The 20,825-nt window shown below is 59.4% G+C and carries 23 protein-coding genes; 20 read left to right on the top strand and 3 right to left on the bottom strand.

All coding sequences use genetic code 11. The annotated features are described in order from the left end of the window. Window positions 1-24 precede the first annotated feature (24 nt). From ACSSVY_RS15380 to ACSSVY_RS15370, 3 genes are read left to right on the top strand one after another with little or no spacing between them, the layout of a single operon-like run. Complete coding sequence (locus ACSSVY_RS15380; protein WP_454270532.1) at window positions 25-513, top strand: TRAP transporter small permease; 489 nt, start codon at window positions 25-27, stop codon at window positions 511-513. Window positions 514-558: 45 nt separating this feature from the next. Then, the gene (locus tag ACSSVY_RS15375) at window positions 559-1,878 is read left to right on the top strand and encodes a TRAP transporter large permease (protein ID WP_151976081.1); all 1,320 of its coding nucleotides are present in this window, start codon (window positions 559-561) and stop codon (window positions 1,876-1,878) included. Between the two features lie 37 nt (window positions 1,879-1,915). Next, window positions 1,916-2,695, top strand: a complete 780-nt coding sequence (locus tag ACSSVY_RS15370; protein ID WP_151976082.1) for an SDR family NAD(P)-dependent oxidoreductase — start codon at window positions 1,916-1,918, stop codon at window positions 2,693-2,695. 108 nt (window positions 2,696-2,803) lie between these two features. On the opposite strand, the gene ACSSVY_RS15365 is transcribed toward ACSSVY_RS15370, so the two are convergent. The 3 genes from ACSSVY_RS15365 to ACSSVY_RS15355 all read right to left on the bottom strand — a co-directional run bounded on the left by ACSSVY_RS15365 (window position 2,804) and on the right by ACSSVY_RS15355 (window position 5,209). Further along, window positions 2,804-3,970 carry a helix-turn-helix domain-containing protein gene (locus ACSSVY_RS15365; RefSeq protein WP_151976083.1) on the bottom strand — a complete coding sequence of 389 codons (1,167 nt, stop codon included), beginning with the start codon at window positions 3,968-3,970 and terminating at the stop codon, window positions 2,804-2,806. Window positions 3,971-4,194: 224 nt separating this feature from the next. Continuing rightward, window positions 4,195-4,854: a hypothetical protein gene (locus tag ACSSVY_RS15360; RefSeq protein ID WP_151976084.1), complete on the bottom strand. Its 660-nt coding sequence runs from the start codon at window positions 4,852-4,854 to the stop codon at window positions 4,195-4,197. 85 nt (window positions 4,855-4,939) lie between these two features. Then, window positions 4,940-5,209 carry a hypothetical protein gene (locus tag ACSSVY_RS15355; RefSeq protein ID WP_454270528.1) on the bottom strand — a complete coding sequence of 90 codons (270 nt, stop codon included), beginning with the start codon at window positions 5,207-5,209 and terminating at the stop codon, window positions 4,940-4,942. 621 nt (window positions 5,210-5,830) lie between these two features. Here ACSSVY_RS15355 and ACSSVY_RS15350 point away from each other — a divergent pair. From ACSSVY_RS15350 to ACSSVY_RS15270, 17 genes are all read left to right on the top strand, one after another. Beyond that, the gene (locus tag ACSSVY_RS15350) at window positions 5,831-6,379 is read left to right on the top strand and encodes a lytic transglycosylase domain-containing protein (protein ID WP_408646201.1); all 549 of its coding nucleotides are present in this window, start codon (window positions 5,831-5,833) and stop codon (window positions 6,377-6,379) included. Further along, window positions 6,376-6,660: a TrbC/VirB2 family protein gene (locus ACSSVY_RS15345; RefSeq protein ID WP_219436497.1), complete on the top strand. Its 285-nt coding sequence runs from the start codon at window positions 6,376-6,378 to the stop codon at window positions 6,658-6,660. Before ACSSVY_RS15350 ends, ACSSVY_RS15345 begins: the two co-directional genes overlap by 4 nt. Before the next feature lie 23 nt (window positions 6,661-6,683). Beyond that, entirely contained in the window at window positions 6,684-6,959 is a 276-nt protein-coding gene (locus ACSSVY_RS15340; protein ID WP_037239481.1) for a type IV secretion system protein VirB3, read from the top strand. Then, window positions 6,949-9,318, top strand: coding sequence for a VirB4 family type IV secretion/conjugal transfer ATPase (locus tag ACSSVY_RS15335; protein WP_454270526.1), 2,370 nt, complete (start codon window positions 6,949-6,951; stop codon window positions 9,316-9,318). The genes ACSSVY_RS15340 and ACSSVY_RS15335 overlap by 11 nt, the downstream gene beginning before the upstream one ends. A 222-nt stretch (window positions 9,319-9,540) precedes the next feature. Beyond that, a complete protein-coding gene (locus ACSSVY_RS15330; RefSeq protein WP_454270524.1) occupies window positions 9,541-10,572 on the top strand; it encodes a lytic transglycosylase domain-containing protein in 1,032 nt (343 codons plus the stop codon). Then, complete coding sequence (locus ACSSVY_RS15325; protein WP_165809168.1) at window positions 10,562-11,371, top strand: type IV secretion system protein; 810 nt, start codon at window positions 10,562-10,564, stop codon at window positions 11,369-11,371. Before ACSSVY_RS15330 ends, ACSSVY_RS15325 begins: the two co-directional genes overlap by 11 nt. Before the next feature lie 69 nt (window positions 11,372-11,440). Beyond that, complete coding sequence (locus ACSSVY_RS15320; protein WP_454270522.1) at window positions 11,441-11,863, top strand: hypothetical protein; 423 nt, start codon at window positions 11,441-11,443, stop codon at window positions 11,861-11,863. Continuing rightward, window positions 11,863-12,864, top strand: coding sequence for a type IV secretion system protein (locus ACSSVY_RS15315; protein WP_224557930.1), 1,002 nt, complete (start codon window positions 11,863-11,865; stop codon window positions 12,862-12,864). Before ACSSVY_RS15320 ends, ACSSVY_RS15315 begins: the two co-directional genes overlap by 1 nt. 2 nt (window positions 12,865-12,866) lie before the next feature. Continuing rightward, window positions 12,867-13,511, top strand: a complete 645-nt coding sequence (locus ACSSVY_RS15310; RefSeq protein ID WP_238373086.1) for a virB8 family protein — start codon at window positions 12,867-12,869, stop codon at window positions 13,509-13,511. A gap of 3 nt (window positions 13,512-13,514) precedes the next feature. Further along, window positions 13,515-14,246 carry a TrbG/VirB9 family P-type conjugative transfer protein gene (locus tag ACSSVY_RS15305; protein ID WP_238373085.1) on the top strand — a complete coding sequence of 244 codons (732 nt, stop codon included), beginning with the start codon at window positions 13,515-13,517 and terminating at the stop codon, window positions 14,244-14,246. A gap of 2 nt (window positions 14,247-14,248) precedes the next feature. Further along, window positions 14,249-15,706, top strand: coding sequence for a TrbI/VirB10 family protein (locus tag ACSSVY_RS15300; protein WP_454270520.1), 1,458 nt, complete (start codon window positions 14,249-14,251; stop codon window positions 15,704-15,706). After that, window positions 15,706-16,716: a P-type DNA transfer ATPase VirB11 gene (gene virB11 / locus ACSSVY_RS15295; RefSeq protein ID WP_454270519.1), complete on the top strand. Its 1,011-nt coding sequence runs from the start codon at window positions 15,706-15,708 to the stop codon at window positions 16,714-16,716. The genes ACSSVY_RS15300 and virB11 overlap by 1 nt, the downstream gene beginning before the upstream one ends. Window positions 16,717-16,842: 126 nt before the next feature. Further along, window positions 16,843-17,091, top strand: a complete 249-nt coding sequence (locus ACSSVY_RS15290) for a FitA-like ribbon-helix-helix domain-containing protein (RefSeq protein WP_054540688.1) — start codon at window positions 16,843-16,845, stop codon at window positions 17,089-17,091. 3 nt (window positions 17,092-17,094) lie between these two features. Beyond that, a complete protein-coding gene (locus ACSSVY_RS15285; protein ID WP_454270517.1) occupies window positions 17,095-17,517 on the top strand; it encodes a PIN domain-containing protein in 423 nt (140 codons plus the stop codon). Beyond that, the gene (locus ACSSVY_RS15280) at window positions 17,514-20,252 is read left to right on the top strand and encodes a class I SAM-dependent DNA methyltransferase (protein WP_454270515.1); all 2,739 of its coding nucleotides are present in this window, start codon (window positions 17,514-17,516) and stop codon (window positions 20,250-20,252) included. The genes ACSSVY_RS15285 and ACSSVY_RS15280 overlap by 4 nt, the downstream gene beginning before the upstream one ends. After that, entirely contained in the window at window positions 20,249-20,665 is a 417-nt protein-coding gene (locus ACSSVY_RS15275; RefSeq protein WP_134078432.1) for a hypothetical protein, read from the top strand. The genes ACSSVY_RS15280 and ACSSVY_RS15275 overlap by 4 nt, the downstream gene beginning before the upstream one ends. Then, the gene (locus ACSSVY_RS15270) at window positions 20,662-20,811 is read left to right on the top strand and encodes a hypothetical protein (RefSeq protein WP_454270513.1); all 150 of its coding nucleotides are present in this window, start codon (window positions 20,662-20,664) and stop codon (window positions 20,809-20,811) included. The genes ACSSVY_RS15275 and ACSSVY_RS15270 overlap by 4 nt, the downstream gene beginning before the upstream one ends. Window positions 20,812-20,825: the final 14 nt, after the last annotated feature.

The following is a 20,825-nucleotide window of genomic DNA, read 5'->3' as shown; positions in this document are numbered from 1 at the left end:
AACCTAATCAGGAAAATCCTGAAATTGATCTCCGATGCCTTCGGAGCGGTCGCGATGCTCTTCCTTGCTTTCCTGATGTTCGGCATCACGGCAGATGTCATCACACGGGCAATCACCGGCAATCCGATCTCCGGCGTCTTCGAGATGTCCGAGCTCAGCCTGGTGATGATCGTCTTTCTCGGCGCAATGTGGGCTCAGAACGATCATGCGCATATCCGGGTCAACATCCTGACCAGGAAGCTGTCCGGGCTTCCGCACCGGATCGCGATGGCGTTTTCCTGGGGATGCGGAGCACTCGCACTCTTCATGTTCGCATGGTCCTCCACCCAGGAGGCAATCTATTCCGTCTCGATCTGGGAATTCCGCTGGGGCTACATCCAGTTTCCGATCTGGTGGACCAAGGTTGGCGTTGCTGTCGGGCTCTGGCTTGCCGCGATCCAGATGACTTTCCATGCGGTTACCGCCCTCATTCACGATGAGGCGGAAGAGACGTCGAGCGTAGCAGAAGCATGATCCGCCACTGCCCGCGCTGCCCGCGCTGCAACTGAGAGGTACCCCATGGATCCGTCACTGGCGCCGTATATCGCGGTCGCGCTCATCTTCTTCTTCATGGCCTTCGGCGTCCCTGTCTTCGCGGCTCTCGCATTGTCCGGGGCGGCGGGGATCATCATGGTCGAAGACTTCGCGGTCATCATGACACGTCTGAAGTCCCTGCCGTACTCGACCACGGCCGTCTACACCCTGGTGATCATTCCCCTGTTCATCCTGATGGGGTCATTTGCCCATCATGCCGAGGTCGGCAAGAAACTCTTTCAGGTCTCGAGCAAATGGGTCGGACATCTTCCCGGCGGTCTTGCGATGGCGTCGATCCTTACGAGCGCGGGATTTGCTGCCACATCGGGTTCATCGGTTGCTACCGCGGCGACGGTTGGCAGCGTTGCCCTTCCCGAGATGAAGAAAGCCGGGTACGAGCCGTCTCTTGCTGCGGGCGCGGTGGCTGCGGGTGGCGTTCTCGGCGTTCTGATCCCGCCGAGCGTCCTGCTGATCTTCTACGCGGCGCTGACGGAGACCTCAGCGGGAAAGATGCTGATTGCCGGATTTGTACCGGGACTGCTGACCACCGTCGTTTTCATGATCGGCATCTACTTCATCGCAAAGAACGGCGCCTCGCGGAACGCCGTGACCCCACGCGCCGGTTGGGGAGAGGCTGTCGTCGGAACCGGCAAGGCCTGGCAGGTACTCATTCTCTTCATGGTAGTGATGGGTGGCATATACCTTGGCCTCATGACGCCGACCGAAGCCGGTGCTCTGGGCGCGTTCGCCGCCTTTCTCATGCTTCTGTCACACCGCGGAGCGTGGAAGGAAGGCATACTCGGGAAGATAACCGAGAGCTTCCGCTCGACAATCGACACCACGGTAATGATCCTTTTCACGATCATCGGGGCGGGAGTATTCTCATACTTCCTGACGCTCGTGCAAGTGCCCAACCAGCTCGCCCAAGCAGTCGTCGATTCAGGCCTTCCGCCATATCTCGTTATCGCCTGCCTCCTGCTGGTCTTCGTTCCTCTGGGCATGTTCCTGGATGCGTTCTCGATGATGGTGATCGCGATCCCCATCATGTTTCCGACCGTGCGCTCACTTGGTTTCGATCCCATCTGGTTCGGTATCCTCACGGTGAAGATGTGCGAAATCGGTCTGATCACGCCACCGGTGGGGCTGAACTGCTTTGTCATAGCAGGGATCGACAGAGAGACACCCTTGCCGACGATTTTCCGAGGAGCCCTGTGGTTCGTCGCCATGGAATTCGTCACGATAATCATCCTGTTCGCATTCCCGGGTATCATCACCTGGCTGCCGAACATGATGGTCATGAACTGACTTTGCCCGGGCATAGCCCGGCACCTGGGAGGAAATTATGCTGACATTCGCAACGGGACCCGCTCTGATCACCGGTGGAGGCTCCGGCATTGGCCGGGCGACGGCGGTCATGCTGGGAAAGGCGGGCGTTGCAGTCGTCGTGGCCGATATCGATCTGGCATCGGCCGAAGAGACTGCCGCCATCATTACGGGAGAAGGCGGCAACGCGATCTCCGTCGGTCTGGACGTCACGGATGTCGATGCCATCGACGGTGCCTTCGAGACGGCTGAGAATTGGAAGGGGACGGTCTCGATCCTCGTCAACAGTGCGGGCATCCTTCGTGTCCAGCCGTTCGATACCTTCTCCCCGCGGGATTTCAACGACGTCATGAACGTGAACGTCACGGGCAGCTTCCAGTGCGCTCAGCGTGCATCCTATGGCATGATGGAAGCTCGGTATGGCCGGATCATCAATCTGTCGTCGGTTTCAGGTTTTCGCGCCGGTGTGGGTCGTACGGCCTACGGGACATCGAAGGCCGCGGTCGCCCAACTCACCCGGCAGATGGCCCTCGAACTCGGCCGCTATGGTGTAACCGCAAACGCGGTTGCGCCGGGCGCCACGATGACCAACATGACCGCTGCCGCCTACACAGACGAGAACAAGGCAGAATTCCTCAAAATGATCCCGTCGGGCTTCATCGCAGTGCCTGAAGATATCGCGCCGTCCATCGTTTTCCTGGCGTCAGAGCAGGCGCGCTACGTTAACGGGCATACGATGCCGGTAGATGGTGGATACCTCGCCTCCGGGATGACTCAGACGGCCGGTCTCGAGGTCTGAACCGCAACCACTTATATGCAATTAGTTTCAAATCGCAACTCTCACGCGTTGGTTCCTTCCGAACAGTTGTAACAGACCGATGTCGTCGAGGACATAGAGCCCATCAGTTTACTTTGCCAAGGACACGTCGGTACGGCGCCGCTTCAGAGCTGCAAGGCCTGCATTTATGTCAAGCCTTTGTGCATTGGCTCGACGTACCATCTCGCGCATGAAGCCACCCGAGTTGCGGACAGGATATTTGGGATGATCTCGTCCCGCATCAACCAGAAGAAGGCAGAGCGCCAATCCGTGATCGTCCAAGGTGCTCTGACCCTCAAACCAGACTGACGGATGGATATCGAGCATCGGCAATAATTGCCAGGCCGCCTCGATGATGTCGTGGTCTCTGAGTGGTCGGCTTTGTTCCCGGCGGGCATCAAGCATCATGCGTAGGCCGTCGCCAGCAATGTCGTACAGTGTCTCAGGCGTCAAAGTGGGTGACACGGGGCAGGGCAGTGATGGCGGCGCCTCACTGTCTGCAAATTCCTCGCGTTTTGTAGAGTTATCCACAGCACTAGGCTGCTCTACATTTTGAGAGTCTTCCTTGGTGTTCTGTATAAAGGGCCGGAAGTTTTCCGCTGGTTCGCCGGAAGAAAGCCCGTGTTTTTCAAGCCAGTCGTCGATGCGGTCGCACAACTCGGAACTTGCCTTCAGGTGGGCGGTAAGCCGGTCCATACCTAGGCGGCTCAACGCATCGCTGCGTGGCCAGCTTGCGAAACTGGCAAGAATATCTGCGACCTGCGGATCCTCAGTGGCCCGGGAGGGCAGGGCGGAGATGGCACGCTTCATGTGCCGCAAGTGCAGGGACCGAAGATCTTTCAAGGTGCGCAAATGCTTCCGTTCCGCGCGGAGCCGGTCGCGAAGGGCAATGAACTCCTCCAGGCGCGCGATCAGCGGCGTGAGGATCAAGCCGAGACCGGCGCGGCCATAGCGAGCCCCGTTCGCCGCGACGCGTTTGACGATCAGGCCGAGCCTTGCCAGCGCGGCCTCATCCGAGCGCAACTGGCGCGGCGTCTTGCCAAGTTCGACCGCTGCGAGGTCTTGCGTCCCAAAGAACACCGGTTCGCGGTGCGGGGAGATCCAGTCGGAGGCGCGGGTGCGCCCGATGATGTAGTTCAGCACCGCGAGGCGCGCCGGGCGCAGACCGATATGCGGGGCTATCTCCGAGAGAAGCGCCATTAAAGCGCCTTTGGTCCAGACGTCCGGCAAGGCCGGGTGGTTTCGAGTGGAGTTCATATCTTGTCCTTGTCAGTATGGGACAAGGCCGCAACAGGGCATTCGCATCCCGGCAAGAGATACGTTTTTTCTTTGCCTTGACCGTCGGGGCTGCTAGAACAGGGTCACAGTTTGAGTTGACCTATCGGAACGCCAATTCCGTTGCTCTTTGAGCCCCTCGCATGGTTGCCGCCTTGCGGGGGTTCTCTTTTCTGGGGTGTCGAGTCCTTCTATGGGGTTTGGGATCAGTAATTGACCTGCTCAGAGCCGTAAGTGCCCTCGTGATCTTCCCAGTCGACAAAGACGGCACGGACCCGGATGCTCGGGCAGGTGGCCCCGAAACCTTCGTCGCCCTGGAAGGCTGGCGGTAGGTCGCCCGGGGAGGCGATACGCCATCGAAACTGTCCGGTGCTGTCGTAAGAACCATGCCGGATCAGGTCCGTGCGTCGACAATGCTCGCCTTCGCCAACCACCCATTGGGACAAAGAAGCGTCAAACACATCAATGGAGCGGATGAAGGCGAAGGCGGACCCGCTGACATCGATATCAGCACCATGTCCGACAGCCTGCGCGAGATGGAGCCCTTCCATCTGGGGGGCCGGGGAAACTGCTGGCCCGGGATTGACCCCCGCCAGCCTGTAAAGGCGCGCGACCGGATCCGGCGTTTCAAGCGCCGCGCGCATCGGGCAGCGCCAGATCTGCAGTGGTGGCTCGACCGGCCAGGGAGTGATGCGGCGGATGAACTCCGCACGCGCCCGCGCACAGGGAACCGACGCAGGCCAACCGCCTGCGAGGCATAGGAGGATCGCACAATCGATCTGGTAGCCTTGTGCGGCGGCAGGTTTGGCAGCAAGCGGTGTAAGCCCGATCGCGATGATCGCGGCAGTTGACAGAAGCCGCCTCATAACAGAGCGCCGCCGCTAAACTGTTGTCGTATAATAAGACTTATGTTAATTATGTCATGATTACTGACATATTTTGCGCTTCGTTTCATTGGAACATCTCCTGGTAAGCGTCAAGCACAAAGCGGACTTCGGCCTGCGCGGAAGCTGATGCTGCGGCGAGGCAATTCAGATAGGTTTGTGCCTCATCGAAGTAGGTGTTGAACTCGGCTCTGATGTCATCGCCGTACTCGTTCAGGAGCGCAGGCGAGGCCGCCAGCTCCGGCCGCGATGGCAACACGCAGTCCATCGCCAGCGTCTCGGCGGTTGCTGGGATCGCTAGGGCGATGAATGTGCTACATGCCAGCAACCGCGACATCTGGTGGTCTCCCGACAATCTGTGGGCGAATCGTGTGTCGGACCTATCACCAAAAAAATATCGTAATCAATCAAAAGATATTTATTGACCATCTAAAGTGTTTTCCGATACATCGCCGCATATCTTGTGACATGCACTGTTTGAAGCGGTGCAAAAGCAGGTTACTTCCGTAGGAACTTCTTTCCTTCGGAGGCAAAATGGCAGGAACAAAATACCCCGTGATCCTAACATCGCACATGCAAGAGGCGATTCAAGGTGGGGCATGGATCGAGGTGGAATGCGTTGAGGCCCCGGAAAAGGGCGGCAATACGCATAGGGGTGGCTGGACGGTTTTCGTCTGCTCCAATGACGGTCAAGGCGGTGTGCACCGGTCGGTCTATGTGACCAACCGGGATCTTAAACCACGCGTCTTCAAGACCGCAGCAGGGCTCATGAGCTTCTGCCTGGAGCTCGACGCAAAGGTATTCAGCTGCCCTCTCCGAGAAGGTGAGAGAGGCACGTGGGAGTTTGAGACGACAAGGTATCCTACCAGCGGCTAGCCTCGTTCTCTGGGGGCTTTCAGGCCCTTCCACTTATGCACAATCCGTTATCGATCTCGATGCTCCAGACCGTGTTGGTCGACTGACCAGTAGCGTTCTCGACTTTGCAAGACCCCAACCCGAGCAAGGCGACATTGTCGCACGGTCTGAGGTCGTCCCTCTTGACTCACCACGCCTTTCTCCGCCTCGGGTCCCATCGGGCCGCCCTGCGGTCGAGACTATGATCCTTGATGTGGGTTCGGTCTACGCGGACCACCCGGCCCTGCGCAGGGCCGGGATGTCCTCTCGCGACTGGCTCGCATTCTTTCGCGCCAACATCGCTATTGAAAGCGCATTTGATCCAGGCGCGCGGTCGCATGTCGGCGCAATCGGGCTTGGGCAGTTGATGCCGGACACTGCACGCGTGCTTGGCGTCGATCCGCATGATCCTGAGCAAAACCTGCATGGCTCCGCCCGCTACTTGCTGACACAACTTGATCGTTTTGGCACGCCGCAGCTTGCGCTCGCGGCCTACAACGCCGGCCCCGAAGCTGTGGCGCGCCATGGCGGGATTCCCCCCTACCGCGAAACCCAAGGCCATGTCCGCAAGGTCATGGCCGTCTACGCCCAATCAATCGGAGACCAAACATGAAACGCATTGACTACACCCGGGCGGTATTGGCCGCGTTGCTGATGTTGGCTGCGGCCCCGGCGCTCGCACAAGACCTTAGCCCGGTCTCTGACATGATCGACAACATCATCGACGCGGTGACGGGTCCGATCGGTCGTGGCCTCGGTGTGCTCGCTCTCGTGGGATCGGGTGTCATGATGTTTTTCGGGCGCCTCAACTGGCCGATCTTCGTCGCCGTGTTTGTCGGCGTGGTGCTGATCTTTTCGGCCGAGACCATCATCGACGGCTTTGCGGCTCCTTGATCTGACCGACCGCAGAGACCTCCATGCGCGACACACCACTCTTTCTGGGGCTGACCAAGCCGCCACGGATATTCGGTCTCCCGATCGGATATTTTGTGGCGCTGGTCTTCGCATCCGTGATCCCTTTCATTCTGGTTGACGACATGCGGTTCCTGCTGGTTTTCCTCGCGGGCTACCCACCGCTTTGGCTGGTCGCAGACCGCAATCCACATCTGTTTCAGATTTTGAACGTGGTGATGTCGCGCACCCCGCGAACGAGTGTGCGATCCTGTAATGGGGGCGATCTCTATGTCGCGTGAGTTTCGGGGGTTAATTGCCAGCAGCGCTGTTCGGGATGCACTTGGGGACAAGGTTTTGAAAGCCGAGCGTCTTGGGCGGCACCTACCTTACATTGCTGCGGTGCGAGACAATGTCATCCTGACGCGGCAGGGTGATCTGATGGCGTCGGTCACGCTTGGCGGGATCGACAGCTTCACCAGCGATGACGCCCGGATCGATGAGATCAGTGAAGGCTTTGCCCGGATCGTCAGTCAGTTGGGCGAGCGTTTCGGTTTCCACATCAACAAGGTATCACGCCCGGATGTCGCGGACCTTGCTGCGCCTGACGGTATGCCTTTTGCAAATGCGGTAGACGCGGCGTGGCAGAGAAGCCTGCGCGCACGTGACCTGAAAGCCCGCACCTTGATGCTGACAGTATTGATGCGTCCGTCGATGCCGCAGGCATTCTCGAAGGTTCTGGGCGCCCTTGGAGGCGGCCGCGATTTCCAGAAAGACATCGATACGCGAATTGTTGCCCTGGAAGAGGCCATGACGCTGCTCATGGCCATGTATTCCGACGCAGGTGCAGCGCGCCTGACAGTCTCGAGCGGGGACTGGCTTGCAGTGTTGGCCGCGGTTCACGGACAGAGCTACGGCAAAATCATCGCGGCCCCCGGGCAACTGTTGGCTGACACGATGAGCAATTTCGACGTCAGCTTTCAAGGCAAAACCATGCGGCTGGAAAGCGGCGACAGTGCACGATACGGCGCGATTTTCGGGATAAAATCCTATCCCAGTCGCACCTGGCCAACCATGCTTGACGCGTTGGAACTGCCCTATGACATCACGATCACCAACTCTTTCACGCCGCGGCGCGCCAATGAGATGGTTGAGCGCATTCAACGCACCTTTCGCCAGCGGGGTGCCTCCGAGGATGCTGGTGTCAGCCTGACAGAGCAATTGATCGAAGCCGCCGACGCCGTGGCATCCGGCCGGTCGACCTTTGGGACACATCACGCCTCCGTGCAGGTTTTCTGTGACAGCGCCGAGGAACTGGAACAGGCAGCTTCCGAGATCTGGCGTGCGGGGCAAGAGACCGGTGCCGTTCTGGTCCGGGAATCCTGGGCCGCAAAGGCACTCTATTTCGCGCAAGCGCCCGGAAACTGGGCCTACCGGATCCGTGACGGGATCGTTTCGTCGCACAATTTCGCGGAACTGGCGGCCTTTCACAAGACACGGCCAGGGCGCGGACCTGAGGCCAGCCCATGGGGCAAGACGATCACGGCCTTCCCGACCGTGACCTCCAGCCTCTACCGGTTCAACTTTCACGAAGCGGGGCGCCGGATCGATGAGCCAAGCGTCGGGCACACGCTTGTTCTGGGCCGCACCGGGTCCGGCAAGACACTCGGCACGGCTTTTCTCATGGCACAGGCCCGAAGAGTGGGTGCGCGAGTCATCGTTTTCGACAAGGATCAGGGGTTGGAGATGGCGATCCGCGCTTTGGGTGGCAGCTACAGCGAAATCAAGGTGGGCCAGCCCACCGGCTTTAACCCGATGACCACGGAGACCGATGCGCGGGGGGCCGCCTGGCTGACAGATTGGCTCGGCGACATTCTGGCCCGTCACCGTCCATTTGAGACGGTCCAGACCGCAGCACTGAACGAGGCGGTTCGTCAGATCGCCGCCGCGGAGCCGGGCCTCAGAACCTTCGACGGTTTGGCAAGTCTCGTGGCCTCCACCGATGATGATGGCGACCTGGTGTCCCGCGTGCGGGAATGGACAGAAGTCGGCCGGTACGGTTGGCTTTTCTCAAGGCCCAGTGCCCAGGCGATTGCCATTGGCGAGGATGTCCTTGGTCTCGACATGACCGAACTTCTGGACCAGGACGCAGAACGCTCCGCCCTGCTCGCCTATCTCTTCCGCCGTATCGAGCGCGTGATCGAGGATCGCAGACCAACAATCATTGTGATCGACGAGGCGTGGAAGATGTTGGCTGACGATATCTTCGTCAAGCGCCTCCATGACTGGCTGGTTACCATGCGCAAGCGCAACTGCGTGGTGATGATGTTGACCCAGACACCGGGCCATCTGGACCAAAGTTCGGTCGGCCAGATCATCGCGGAAAGTGTGGCAACCCAGATCCTGTTTCCCAATCCACGGGCAAATCCGGAGGATTACAGCATCCTGCGCCTGAACGCGCGCGAGGCGGATTTTCTTTCCAGCCCGACAGCCGGGTTGCGGCTGGCATTGATCCGTTCTGGCGCCGACAGCGTGTTCGTCAATACCGATCTCGCAGGCTTGGGCGGTCTGGTTACTGTTCTTGGTGGCGGCAAGACCGGCGAGGAAAAGGCGCCTGCTGATTGGCGCAAGAAAGAAGAATTCTGGAAGGACATGATGTGAAAGCACGATTTTTTCTGTTGGTCGCCATGACGGTCCTGAGCGCTTGCGAAGGTGCATCAACAGGCGTGCGATCGCCCTGTTTTGAGCGGCCCGTTATGGCGTTCTCGGCCCCTGCTCCCGACCTTGTTTCACGGAATGCGCATTGTGATTTCCAGAGCTTCTAGAATGGCGATTCCGTTGGCCTTGGGTCTTGGCTCGCTTGCCTCCGCGCAGGGCGTGCCAGTGATCGATGGCTCCAACCTTGCCCGCGCTGTGTCTCGCGTCGAAGAGCTCGCACGCGACGCCTTGCGGCAGGGCCAGAAGCGCGATGCCCGCGAGGAACAAGCGGATATCTATCAAGAGCAGCTTGAAGCCTATGAGCGTTTCCTTGCGGAGACCACCGGTGTCACCGACCTGAGTGGGTTCGAGGCTGGTGGGCCTGGCTGGGCGAGCGCTGCAGAGACTTACCCAGCCCAGGAAGATCATCCTGATGCCGATCGCCTCTTCGGTGAGCCAAGCGACGTGGAGCGCATGATCATCACGGTGGCGCGGCGCTATGAGGGTCATCCCGGTGTTGCGGCCGCCGGTCTGACGCCACTGACATGGCGTATCTTGTTTCAGTCACTGATCAAGCAGGAAAGTCGTTTCAACAATGCAGCCGTCTCCCACGTGGGTGCGCGCGGTTTTTGCCAGCTGATGCCGGGCACAGCATCGGATCTCGGTGTGAACCCGTATGATCCTTGGGAAAACCTGGACGGTGGCGCACGCTACATTCTCACGCAACTGAACCGCTTCGGTCGGATTGATCACGCTCTGGCGGCCTATAATGCAGGCCCCGGCCGTGTTCTCGAATATGGTGGTGTGCCTCCTTTCGAGGAAACCCAGACCTACGTCCGGCGCATCAACGGCTATTACAACGACTATCTTGGCACCATCACCGGCGTCGACATGACGGGGTCACTGGCGGGCTTCGATGGTGCCTCGGCCGCCTGGGGCAACTGGGCGGATGCCTCGGTCGGCTATGGCGCCTACATGGGCACCCAGATCGATCAGGCCATGACGAGGATCGCGGCGCTTTTGCGTGAAGATCCGCCCGATAACGCAAAAGAGGCGCTGGACCGCTCCACCTATATGCTTGCTGAACGGGCGCGGCTCATGGCGCTGACGCTGCGTCTGCGCGCGGCCCACGTGAAAGTCGAAGCGGCACAAGGTTTGACCGAGGCCGCCGATCACCTGGAGCAATCCACTTTCTGGAGGTATTCCGATGAGGGCTGACACCCGCATTGCCGCAATTATTGTCGCGGGCACGCTCATGGCGGCACACCCGCCCCCAGCCTTCGCTCAGGGTGTGCCTGTGATCGATGGATCGAACCTCGCGCAGAATATCGAGCAGCTGCAGGCCGCGCTGCGCGATGCGGAAAACCAGCTCCAGCAAATCGAGGAATTGCGTACCCAGATCGAGCGCCTCACTGATATTCAGGGCCTTCTTGATGACGTCCTGGGTTCAATTACCGGCCTGAATGAAATCGCAGCCCTCTACAACGATGTGGAGGACCTGCGTGCCCGTGCCCAGAAGATCACCGATCTATCGGGTTTCATGGACAGTCTGTCGCTCGGGGATTTTGACAGCCTGCTGGACGATCTGCTCGATGGCGACGTCACCATGGGTGAGCGCCGCGCCGCAGATGCCATGCGCGAGACCATGGCCAGTGCGGGGTTCACCTCGGAAAAGCTCACCGAGCTGAACGACGCCGGGAACCCGCAAGGCGCTGCCATAGCCGATCTGGCGGCTGCCAATGCCATGGTTATCGGGCAAGCCCAAATTTCCTACGAGGAAGCCGCCCAGAGCATCGAGCGTATCGATGGGCTGGTGGAAGCGATTGGCGATCAGGAAACGCTCAAGGAATCGATCGATCTCAACACGCGTATGGCCGCGGAGACGAATTACATGCTGGGCCAGATGTGGCGCCTGAATGCCGCCCAAGGCTTGGCGCAAGGTCAGAACGGCATTGATTTCGCGGCCGAGCAGGCCCGCACACGCTCCTTCTTTGATTTCTCCGGCGCCGAGGACTGACCCTTGAATACATCACTCAAAGCACTTGCAGTTTTCATCGCCCTAGCAGGCAGTGCCTGGGCGGAAGACTTGCAAGACCTGCCCGACGATACGTTGCTCGGGGAGGTCGTCACTGCCACCGAAAATGGGGAGGAAGAGCGCCTCCTCGATCTCATGCGCGAGGTACAGGCAAGAGGGCTCTTGATGTTCCCGAAGCCGCAAACCTGCAACTTCAGCTATCCGGACACTGAGTTTTTCGGCAACGAGATTTTCCGTGGAGCGGTTCGACGGGGCTTCGGCACCGACCTGAGAGAGCTTGCAATGTCGCAGGGCTTCTGCGGCTGCATCTATGATCTCGGGTCGCTCGATGCGTTCACAACAGAACGGGTCGACAAGCCTGCGCATGCGCTCACAGCGGCGGATTTCAATACCATGCGCCGGTATCGAAACGCTGATTGGAATGCCATTGATCAACGGTATGCAACCTTTCGCGAAGAAAGCTGTGGCGCGTAATGGCGATCATCGCGGACGTATTGACCATGGTCGACGCGACTGTGGCAGGTGTCGCAGCTGATACCTATGATAACACCGTTGCAGCTGTGCGCCCCGTGGTGCGAGCAGCGTCCGTATTAGTAACGATCCTCGTTGGTGCTAATTTGCTGATCCAAAGCGTTGAACTTACGCGTGCAACGATCGTCGCCCTTGGTCTGCGTTTGGCGTTGGTGAACGTGTTCCTGACCTTCGCGAACCTCTCTGTCCCCTATGACGCTTTGACAAACGCCCCGGCGGAGCTCGGCGCGGGGATACTGAACTCACTGTCAGGCGGCACAGTTGGGAACCTTTATGATGGAATCGACGATCTCTACTCCCAAGCCCTGAATGTCGGACAGGCGATCAGCCAGAATGGAGGCTGGCTGGCCGGTGCCATGACCAGCGTGGTCATGTTTCTTGTGGCCGCCGCCATGGCGACGATCACCATCATCGTTCTGTCGGCTGCCAAGATCATGTTGGCGGTATTGATCGCTATCGCACCTGTGGCCGTGGCCTGCACCTTGTTCAAACAATCCGCGCCGCTGTTCGAGGCCTGGGTCAAACTCGCCATCGGCTTTTCCTTTGTGCCGCTGTTCGTGGCTGCCATGGCAGGATTTACCATTGCCACTGGCAACGCCGTCGCGCCGGGGAGCCTCGACAGCGTCGAAACACTCGGGGACGCGATTTCGTTCGTCGTGGTGATGATGATCGGCGCCGGCCTGATGTTGCTCGTGCCAACTTTCGCGCAAGGGCTTGCCGCCACGAACATCGGCCTCGCCTCGATCGGTGCAAATGCCGCGCGGATGCCCGGGAACGCGTGGCGCAATACCGGTGCCGCGATCCGGGGCGGAGATGACATGCGACGGGGCTTCAATGCAGGACTTCAGGGACAAGGCGTCTCCGACCGATCGTCCAGCGCGGCCCGCGCCGGGAGCTATGCGGGCGGTGCGGTCAAGCTCGCCGGAAAGATGAAGAAGGGATAGTCATGAGTGATTTCGATATCGATTTGGTGATGGGTCCGCGCCGGGCAGCGCGCGCCGCATGGATCGTTGCGGGCTGTTCCTGCGCCGTATCCGTGCTGTTGGCCCTGACCATTACGGTTATGTTGCCCCTGCGCGAAACCGAAGTGTTTACCGTCCTCGTCGACAGCACGTCGGGTGCAGCAGAACGCATCTATCAGGTTCAGCCGACTGGTATCACCGATGAGGAAGCGATCAAGGAATCCCTGCTTGTCAGTTATATCAGCGACCGCGAAAGCTATTTCAGGAACGGCATTCAAGAACGGCTCGAAAGTGTCCAGCGGCGCTCCAGTGGGCCCGCCCGCGCCTCGCTGATAGAACTCTGGACCGCGGGGTCCGAGAATTATCCACCGCGCAGCTACGGCGCGAATGCGCAGGTCGATGTCCGCGTGCGGGCGATCACCTTCCTGCAGGACGAAGTGGCTCAGATCCGGTTCGACAAACGCCTCACCCGACCCAACCAGACCCCCGTCACGCAAACATTCATCGCCACCGTAGGGTTTGAGTTTGCCCCCCGCCGCGAACGCTCCCTGACACGCGTTTGGGAAAATCCCCTTGGCTTCTCGGTGACCGCTTACCGGGTCGATGCCGAAACACTGACACGAGAATAGTTCATGAAAACCTTTATAATTGCCATCGCAACGGTCGGCGGGTTGCTCGGAACGCCCGCTTTGGCCGAGCGCGCACCGGTCACCATGGGTCAGGACGCCCGCGTTCGCCACGTGACCTTCAACCCTACGGATGTGATCCGGATCGACACCCACCTTCGGGTAAACACGTCAATCGAACTCGGTCCCGGCGAACGGATCAATCAAGTCCTGATCGGTGACTCCGCGTCCTATGAAGTGGAGGTTCTGTCAAACCGCAATACGATCTCGATCAAGCCTGTCGAGGCTCGGGCCGCGACAAACCTGACGATCTTTACCAACCGCCGCGCTATCGCCTTCTATCTGACAGAGGGACGCTCGCGGACACAGTCTTTCCGGGTCGTCGTAAACTTTCCCGACGAGCGCCCCGCCGGGCGCCAGCTTGCGGCTGGAGGCCGAGATACCGGCTATCAGTTCGCGGGCAGCGGTGCGATCCGCCCGGTGCGGGTCTGGAATGATGGGCGCTCGACCTTCTTTGAATTCCGGCCCGGCGTGCGGCCCTCGATCTTCGGCTTGAACGCCCAAGGCTACGAGATCACCCAGAACAGCCAGACGCAAGGTGCGGTCGTGCGGGTCACCGGCGTGCGGGACGCCTACACGATCCGCATGGGCGACGATCATATCTGCATTACCCGTGAGACTGGTGGGTTCACGACCGAGGCTGCTGCCGTGGCCGCCCTGCGTGGACGGGAGTTCTGATCATGAGCGACGAGAAAACAGGGGAAAAGGAATACAGCTTCGCGCCCAAGCGGCGCGCATCTCTCGGGCTCAGGCTTGGTTTGGGTGCATTGCTTCTGGCAGGGACCGCCATCGTTGCCTACCCGCTTGTGCAAGGCAGCGGCATCACTTCTGCCGTTGAAACATCGAAAGCCGACGACTTTCAGGATCAGGTCGACGGTGACGGGTTCGGCCGCATGACAACCGACGCGGAACCGACCGAACAAAGATCAGAGCCGAGGTTCGATCCCGGACCAATCGAGGATGAACTCGCGGCGCAGCGCCAAGCCCTCGAGGAACAGAACGCCAAGCTTGCGAGCGACGTGGTCGCCCTACAAGCCCAGTTGGCAAGACTGGCCGAGGCCCCTGCCCCCGACAATTCGGCCGAGCTGGCCGAAGCGCTGCGCTCGGTCCAGGAACAGAACACGGCGCTCATCGCCCAGATGCAAAGCGAGATGGACACCCGGTTGGCAGAAGCCGATCTTGAAGCGCAAAAGCGTATCGCCGATGAGGTTGCCGCACGCGCACGTGTTGCCGATGGCCGGATGGAGCAGTTGATGGAGCAAATGCTCGGACTGCAGCGCCAGAACGACGCCCTGCAACAGCAGATCGATTACGGTATGAATGATGCTCTACGCGCGCAAACCGAGCGGGATCAGCTCGCTGCCGAGGAAGCCGCGCGGCGGGCTGAACTGGACCGTCGGCGTGCCGAGGCGGCGGCGCTGCGCAACACACAAATCCGGTCCGAAGGGGTGATCTTTGATGCGGGCGGCCAGACGGGCAGTCCGGCATCCGACCCCGAGAGGGGGCCCGCGGTCGGAGATGCAGCGGCGCGCGCCTTCGTGTTGGACGGTGCCCAGCCCGTTCAAGTCGCGACAGCGGAGGTTATCGCCAATCCTTCCAATACGGTTCTGCAGGGCACGCTCATTCAAGCGTCACTGGAAACCGCCATCGAATCCACATTGCCCGGACAGATTACCGCCATCGTGAACTACCCGGTCTGGAGTTTCGATCAGTCCCGCGTTCTCATTCCCGAAGGCTCCCGCCTCTTCGGGACCTACAATTCGAATGTTTCTTTGGGCCAGGCCCGCATTCTGGTTGGCTGGTCACGCATCGTCACACCCGAGGGGCAATCGGTTCAGCTCGCCGCATTTGGCGCGGACGATCAGGGCCGCTCGGGCGTGACGGGCTCCGTGAACTCCCGCTTTGGGCTGCGCTTTGGCACAGCTGCATTGCTCTCGATCATCGGCGCAGGACCGGCAATCGCCGCATCCGAGGCCAGCTCCGAGACCGGATCAGAAATTGCCGAGGATGTCGCGGGCAGTTTTTCGCAGGCCACCAATGCGGTGATCGGCGAATATGCCACCCTGCCTCCGGTTATCTCGGTCCAGCCGGGTGCTGCGATCAGTGTGATCGTCGACCGTGATCTCGAGTTCTATTGATGAACCCGGCGGCAGAAAAAGCCAGTTTTCTTTCGACTTATCTAAAACCTCTGGCTGCACCGCTCGCCGATCCCTGCGTGGTCGAAATAGCGGTCAATCCCGATGGAAAAGTCTGGGTGGAAACCCGGGGGGCTGAGCATATGGTCGGCCTCGAAGGTGTGTTTTTCTCCCCTTCCCAAGCTCGGGACCTTGCAACATCCATTGCCAGCGCCACCCACGGACAGATCAGCGAGAAAAAGCCGCTCGTCTCCGGCAAGATTGAGATGAATGGCAAGCCGATCCGGGCACAGGTCGTCTATCCGCCCGTCGTGGATGGCGGGCCCTCGATCACTTTGCGCCGCTACAGTGAAGACCAACTCACCTTGGGCGACATCGGTCTGTTGCACGGTGGACTGGTGGATTTGGGTGCCGAACGACAGGCAAAAGCCGAACAGGTCATCGCACTGACCGAGGCGGGGGATATTCGAGCCGCCATGAAACTCTGCATCGATGAGCGGTTGAACATCATGATCAGCGGCGGGACGTCCACGGGCAAAACGACTTTTGCCCGGGCACTTCTTGCGCTGGTGACCGAGGCGGAACGTATCGTGACCATCGAGGACGCATTCGAGCTCTTTCCTCCACAGCCCAATCGCGCGATGCTCAAGGCTGACCGTATCCCCTCAAGTGAACGCACCGCGGCCAAATTGCTGGAGACATCTTTGCGCATGCGTCCTGACCGGATCATTCTTGGCGAGTTGCGCGGCGATGAGTGCAAGACCTTCCTTGACGCGATCAATACCGGCCATTCAGGCTCTTTCACCACAATTCACGCCGATACCGCTCAGAAGGCACTCGACCGCCTTGCCCTCATGGTCATGTCGGTGGGCATCAATATGAGTTTTGAGGAGGTAAGGCGCTATGCCGCGTCCAGCATCGATGTCGTGGTGCAGCTTGGTCGGAAAGACGGAAGACGTGGGGTCGAACAGGTGTGGGTGCCTGGTATCTTAAAATCAGAAGTGACCAGCTGAGGGATGTTTGGAAGGGTGCGCATTGAGCACTATCGGACGGTAACCTCTCCCGTCTTGTCACAACATGAACGCGTTTGCGCTTGATCGCATTGATTGCGATGATTACACTCCTCTCAGGAGGACATCATGGCAAGCATTACCATCCGGAACCTTGACGATGACGTGAAGCGCCGCCTTCGCATCCGCGCAGCCGAACATGGCCGTTCAATGGAAGAGGAGGCGCGCGAGATCTTGCGCCACGTCGTCGGCGAAGCGAAGCCATCCCACGATCTTGCCGCGGCGATCCGTGCACGGGTCGCGCCTCTGGGCGGCGTTGATCTCGACCTTCCGCAGCGTGAAGCCATGCGGGAACCGCCCGCGTTCGACCAGGCCTGACGCATGATCATCCTCGATACGAATGTCATCTCCGAGCTCTTGCGCCCGGCCCCGGAGCCCAAGGTCGAGCAATGGCTGTCGGCTCAGGACGGGCTCAACGTCTACCTGACCTCGATATCCGAGGCGGAGCTGCGATATGGTCTTGCGATCATTGGGAACGGCAAGCGCCGCGCCGCACTGGTTGACGCGGTGGATCGTATCCTGCGCGAGGACCTTGCCGGTCGGATTCTGCCCTTCGACAGCAACGCCGCGCAGTCCTATGCCACCATCGCCGCCGCACGACGCGCCGCCGGGCGACCGATCGCCCAGGCCGATTGCCAGATCGCCTCCATTGCCCACACCCATGGTGCCACCGTCGCCACGCGCAATACGCCTGACTTCGAGGGTTGCGAGATCGACCTGATCAACCCCTGGACAGCCGCATGAACGCCGTTGAAATCGAACAAGCCGTTTCCGAACTCGCCGAGCAGCCCTTTGACGCGGCCGAGTTCCCCTATGCCTTCCTCATGGCCTTCGGCAACAAGGACACGACCATCAAGCGGCTGCGTACCGGCGCGTCGAACAAGTCCGACGTCGGCGGCGTCCTGCAGACCAACAACATCCACCTTGCCACCTGCGCGCCGGGCGACATCGCGGCGACCCTGACCGCCCTTCGCGACAGCCCCGCCACCACCCGCGCCAAGGCGAAGTTCATCCTCGCCACCGACGGCATCGACCTTGAGGCCGAGGATATCACCACCGGCGAAACCATCGCCTGCCGCTACACTGATTTCCCTGACCATTTCGGGTTCTTCCTGCCGCTCGCCGGCATATCCACCGTCAAGCAGATCCGAGAGAGCGCCTTTGACATCCGCGCGACCAGCCGCCTCAACCGGCTCTATGTCGAGCTGATCAAGGACAACCCCGACTGGGGCAGCGCCGAGAAACGCCATGACATGAACCACTTCATGGCGCGGCTAATCTTCTGCTTCTTCGCCGAAGACACCGACATCTTCGTCAGCGACAACCTGTTCACCGCCACCATCGACCAGATGGCGAACCGCGATGGGTCGAACACGCACGAAATCATTGGCGAGATTTTCCGCGCGATGAACACGCCCATCGCGAAACGGGCCGAGGCCAAGCTGCCCCGTTGGGCTGATGCCTTTCCCTATGTGAACGGTGGGCTCTTCTCGGGCAGCACCGAAGCCCCCCGCTTTTCCAAGATCGCGCAGCGCTACCTGTCCCATATCGGCAGCCTCGACTGGACGCAGATCAACCCCGACATTTTCGGCTCCATGATCCAGGCTGTCGCGGATGAAGAGGAACGCTCGGTCCTCGGGATGCACTACACCTCGGTGCCGAACATCCTGAAGGTGCTGAACCCGCTCTTTCTCGATGACCTGCGGACAGAGCTGGAGGCGGCGGGCGACAACGCGCGCAAGCTGGCCAATCTGCGGGCGCGCATGGCCAAGATCCGCGTGTTTGACCCCGCCTGCGGGTCGGGCAACTTCCTTGTCATCGCCTACAAGGAAATGCGCGCGCTGGAGTATGAGATCAACAAGCGCCGGGGCGAGCCGCTGCGCCGCACCGACATTCCCCTGACCAACTATCGCGGGATCGAGCTGCGGGATTTCTCGGCCGAGATCGCGCGGCTGGCGTTGATCATCGCGGAATACCAATGCGACGTGACCTATCGCGGCCAGAAGGAGGCGCTGGCCGAGTTCCTGCCGCTGAACGCGCAGAACTGGATCACCTGCGGCAACGCCCTGCGGCTGGACTGGCTTTCGGTCTGCCCGCCCACGGGGACGGGGGTGAAGTTTCAAGCGGATGACTTGTTCATGTCGCCGCTGGATCAGGCGCAGATCGATTTCGCGAACGAAGGGGGCGAGACCTATATCTGCGGGAACCCGCCATACAAGGGTGGAACCGAACAAGAGCCAAGCCAAAAGGACGATATGCGATCCTTGTTTGACGGCGAGTTTCCTACTTGGAAGTCACTTGACTATATACTGGGCTTTTTTCTCAAGGCGCGACGCTATTTGGATTTTACAGAGGCATCTGCGGCTTTTGTTACCACAAACTCCGTTTGCCAAGGGGAACAAGTTTTCCGATTTTGGCCAAGTATAATCAATCAGTCAGTTCGTATAAATTTTGCTGTTACCTCGTTCAAATGGCAAAATCTTGCTGCTCGAAATGCTGGTGTCACTGTATGTATTGTCGGGTTCTCAAGGAAGCCTGGACAGGCAAAGCTCTTTGATGGGATGGAAGGAAATGTGCGAGAAGTTGAAAATATAAATGCTTATTTGGTCCCATATCGCGACGTGTATGTTCAAAACGCAACACGACCATTGCAAGGCCTAAGTCCAGTTGTGAACGGAAGCAAACCTGCTGATGGTGGAGGGCTGATTTTTAACTCAGAGATTGCTGCTAGTCTTCGCTCAAAGGCGGGACATCGCACTGACGTCATTCGACCATTTTTTGGGGCGCACGATGCAACACATGGTGTTGGCCGGTACTGTTTATGGATGAATGACCAAGACTACGCAGCGCTTCGAGAAATACCTGAATTTAAGGAACGTTTCGATATTGTTGCAGAAATGAGGCAAAAGAGCGAAAAGGAACTCACAAAGGCGGGTGCAAGCTCTCCATATCTTTTTCAGCAGGTTCGACAAACTGGTGACGAGATAGTTTTTCAGATTCCCAGGCACTCTTCCGAAGAGCGCGAGTTTTATCCAGTGGCTACTTTGCCGCGCGGTGCTATTGTTGGGGACGGTGGGTTTGCCTTTTTCGATCCGCCGTTGTGGAATATTGCGACAATGGCATCGCGGTTGTGCTTGGTTTGGATTGCTGCCGTTTGTGGGAAAATCAAAACAGACTATAGGTTTTCCAACACCCTCGGCTGGAACACCTTCCCCGTCCCCAAACTGACCGAAAAGAACCGCGCCGACCTGACAGCGGCGGCGGAGGGCATCCTGCTGGCCCGAGAGGCGCATTTCCCCGCCACCATCGCCGACCTCTACGACCCTGAAAAAATGCCCGCCAACCTCCGCGCCGCGCATGACCACAACGACGAGGTGCTGGAACGCATCTACATCGGCCGCCGCTTCCGCAACGACACCGAACGGCTGGAAAAGCTGTTCGAGATGTACACGAAGATGACGACGAAGGTGCCCGCATGAAGCTTCAGCGCGTCGCCTATGCCGATCTCAACTCACGGCAGAAAGAGAACTACAACTTCCAGAAGGTCGCCGGGCGACTGGCCGATTACGGCTTCAACAGTATCCGCCTGACCGATGACTGGCAGGGCGCGGATTTCATCGCCGTGCATATCGACGGCGAAACCTTTCTGAAAATTCAGCTCAAGGGGCGGCTTGTCATCGACCGGAAATATACCGGCAAGGGCATTCACATCGCCTTTCTTCATGGCGACGATCTCTATCTCTACGATCACGATGCCTTGGTCGGCTTCATGGAAGCTAATGACAAGATCGGCGCGGACAGCGTCACCTGGCATCAGAAGGGCTTTCGTAGTTGGCCAAGCCCGCCTGCTTGGGCCATCAGCTATTTGAACGAGTACAGGATTTCGCAATGACCAAAGGTGTCCCCTCCGTCTCCGTCAAGTACGCCGCCAACGGCAGCTCGACCAAGTCGAACGAGCTGGGCATGCGCGCGATGCAGGAGGGCGCCTATGAAAAGCGCCGGTCGGGAGAGATGGGTCAGAAAGTGAACACACAATGACCCTTGACCCTGTC

It is taken from the genome of Roseovarius sp. MBR-51, from assembly GCF_053628575.1.
This window is presented reverse-complemented; position numbering and strand designations above follow the sequence as displayed.

Excerpts from the sequence above, each read along its gene's own strand:
- ACSSVY_RS15340 (WP_037239481.1), top strand. The coding sequence starts at position 6,684 with ATGCGCGACACACCACTCTTTCTGGGGCTGACCAAGCCGCCACGGATA.
- ACSSVY_RS15280 (WP_454270515.1), top strand. The coding sequence starts at position 17,514 with ATGAACGCCGTTGAAATCGAACAAGCCGTTTCCGAACTCGCCGAGCAG.
- ACSSVY_RS15365 (WP_151976083.1), bottom strand. The coding sequence starts at position 3,970 with ATGAACTCCACTCGAAACCACCCGGCCTTGCCGGACGTCTGGACCAAA.
- ACSSVY_RS15345 (WP_219436497.1), top strand. The coding sequence starts at position 6,376 with ATGAAACGCATTGACTACACCCGGGCGGTATTGGCCGCGTTGCTGATG.
- ACSSVY_RS15290 (WP_054540688.1), top strand. The coding sequence starts at position 16,843 with ATGGCAAGCATTACCATCCGGAACCTTGACGATGACGTGAAGCGCCGC.
- ACSSVY_RS15360 (WP_151976084.1), bottom strand. The coding sequence starts at position 4,854 with ATGAGGCGGCTTCTGTCAACTGCCGCGATCATCGCGATCGGGCTTACA.
- ACSSVY_RS15270 (WP_454270513.1), top strand. The coding sequence starts at position 20,662 with ATGACCAAAGGTGTCCCCTCCGTCTCCGTCAAGTACGCCGCCAACGGC.
- ACSSVY_RS15370 (WP_151976082.1), top strand. The coding sequence starts at position 1,916 with ATGCTGACATTCGCAACGGGACCCGCTCTGATCACCGGTGGAGGCTCC.
- ACSSVY_RS15315 (WP_224557930.1), top strand. The coding sequence starts at position 11,863 with ATGGCGATCATCGCGGACGTATTGACCATGGTCGACGCGACTGTGGCA.
- ACSSVY_RS15335 (WP_454270526.1), top strand. The coding sequence starts at position 6,949 with ATGTCGCGTGAGTTTCGGGGGTTAATTGCCAGCAGCGCTGTTCGGGAT.
- ACSSVY_RS15355 (WP_454270528.1), bottom strand. The coding sequence starts at position 5,209 with ATGTCGCGGTTGCTGGCATGTAGCACATTCATCGCCCTAGCGATCCCA.
- ACSSVY_RS15375 (WP_151976081.1), top strand. The coding sequence starts at position 559 with ATGGATCCGTCACTGGCGCCGTATATCGCGGTCGCGCTCATCTTCTTC.
- ACSSVY_RS15285 (WP_454270517.1), top strand. The coding sequence starts at position 17,095 with ATGATCATCCTCGATACGAATGTCATCTCCGAGCTCTTGCGCCCGGCC.
- virB11 (WP_454270519.1), top strand. The coding sequence starts at position 15,706 with ATGAACCCGGCGGCAGAAAAAGCCAGTTTTCTTTCGACTTATCTAAAA.
- ACSSVY_RS15275 (WP_134078432.1), top strand. The coding sequence starts at position 20,249 with ATGAAGCTTCAGCGCGTCGCCTATGCCGATCTCAACTCACGGCAGAAA.
- ACSSVY_RS15300 (WP_454270520.1), top strand. The coding sequence starts at position 14,249 with ATGAGCGACGAGAAAACAGGGGAAAAGGAATACAGCTTCGCGCCCAAG.
- ACSSVY_RS15310 (WP_238373086.1), top strand. The coding sequence starts at position 12,867 with ATGAGTGATTTCGATATCGATTTGGTGATGGGTCCGCGCCGGGCAGCG.
- ACSSVY_RS15305 (WP_238373085.1), top strand. The coding sequence starts at position 13,515 with ATGAAAACCTTTATAATTGCCATCGCAACGGTCGGCGGGTTGCTCGGA.
- ACSSVY_RS15325 (WP_165809168.1), top strand. The coding sequence starts at position 10,562 with ATGAGGGCTGACACCCGCATTGCCGCAATTATTGTCGCGGGCACGCTC.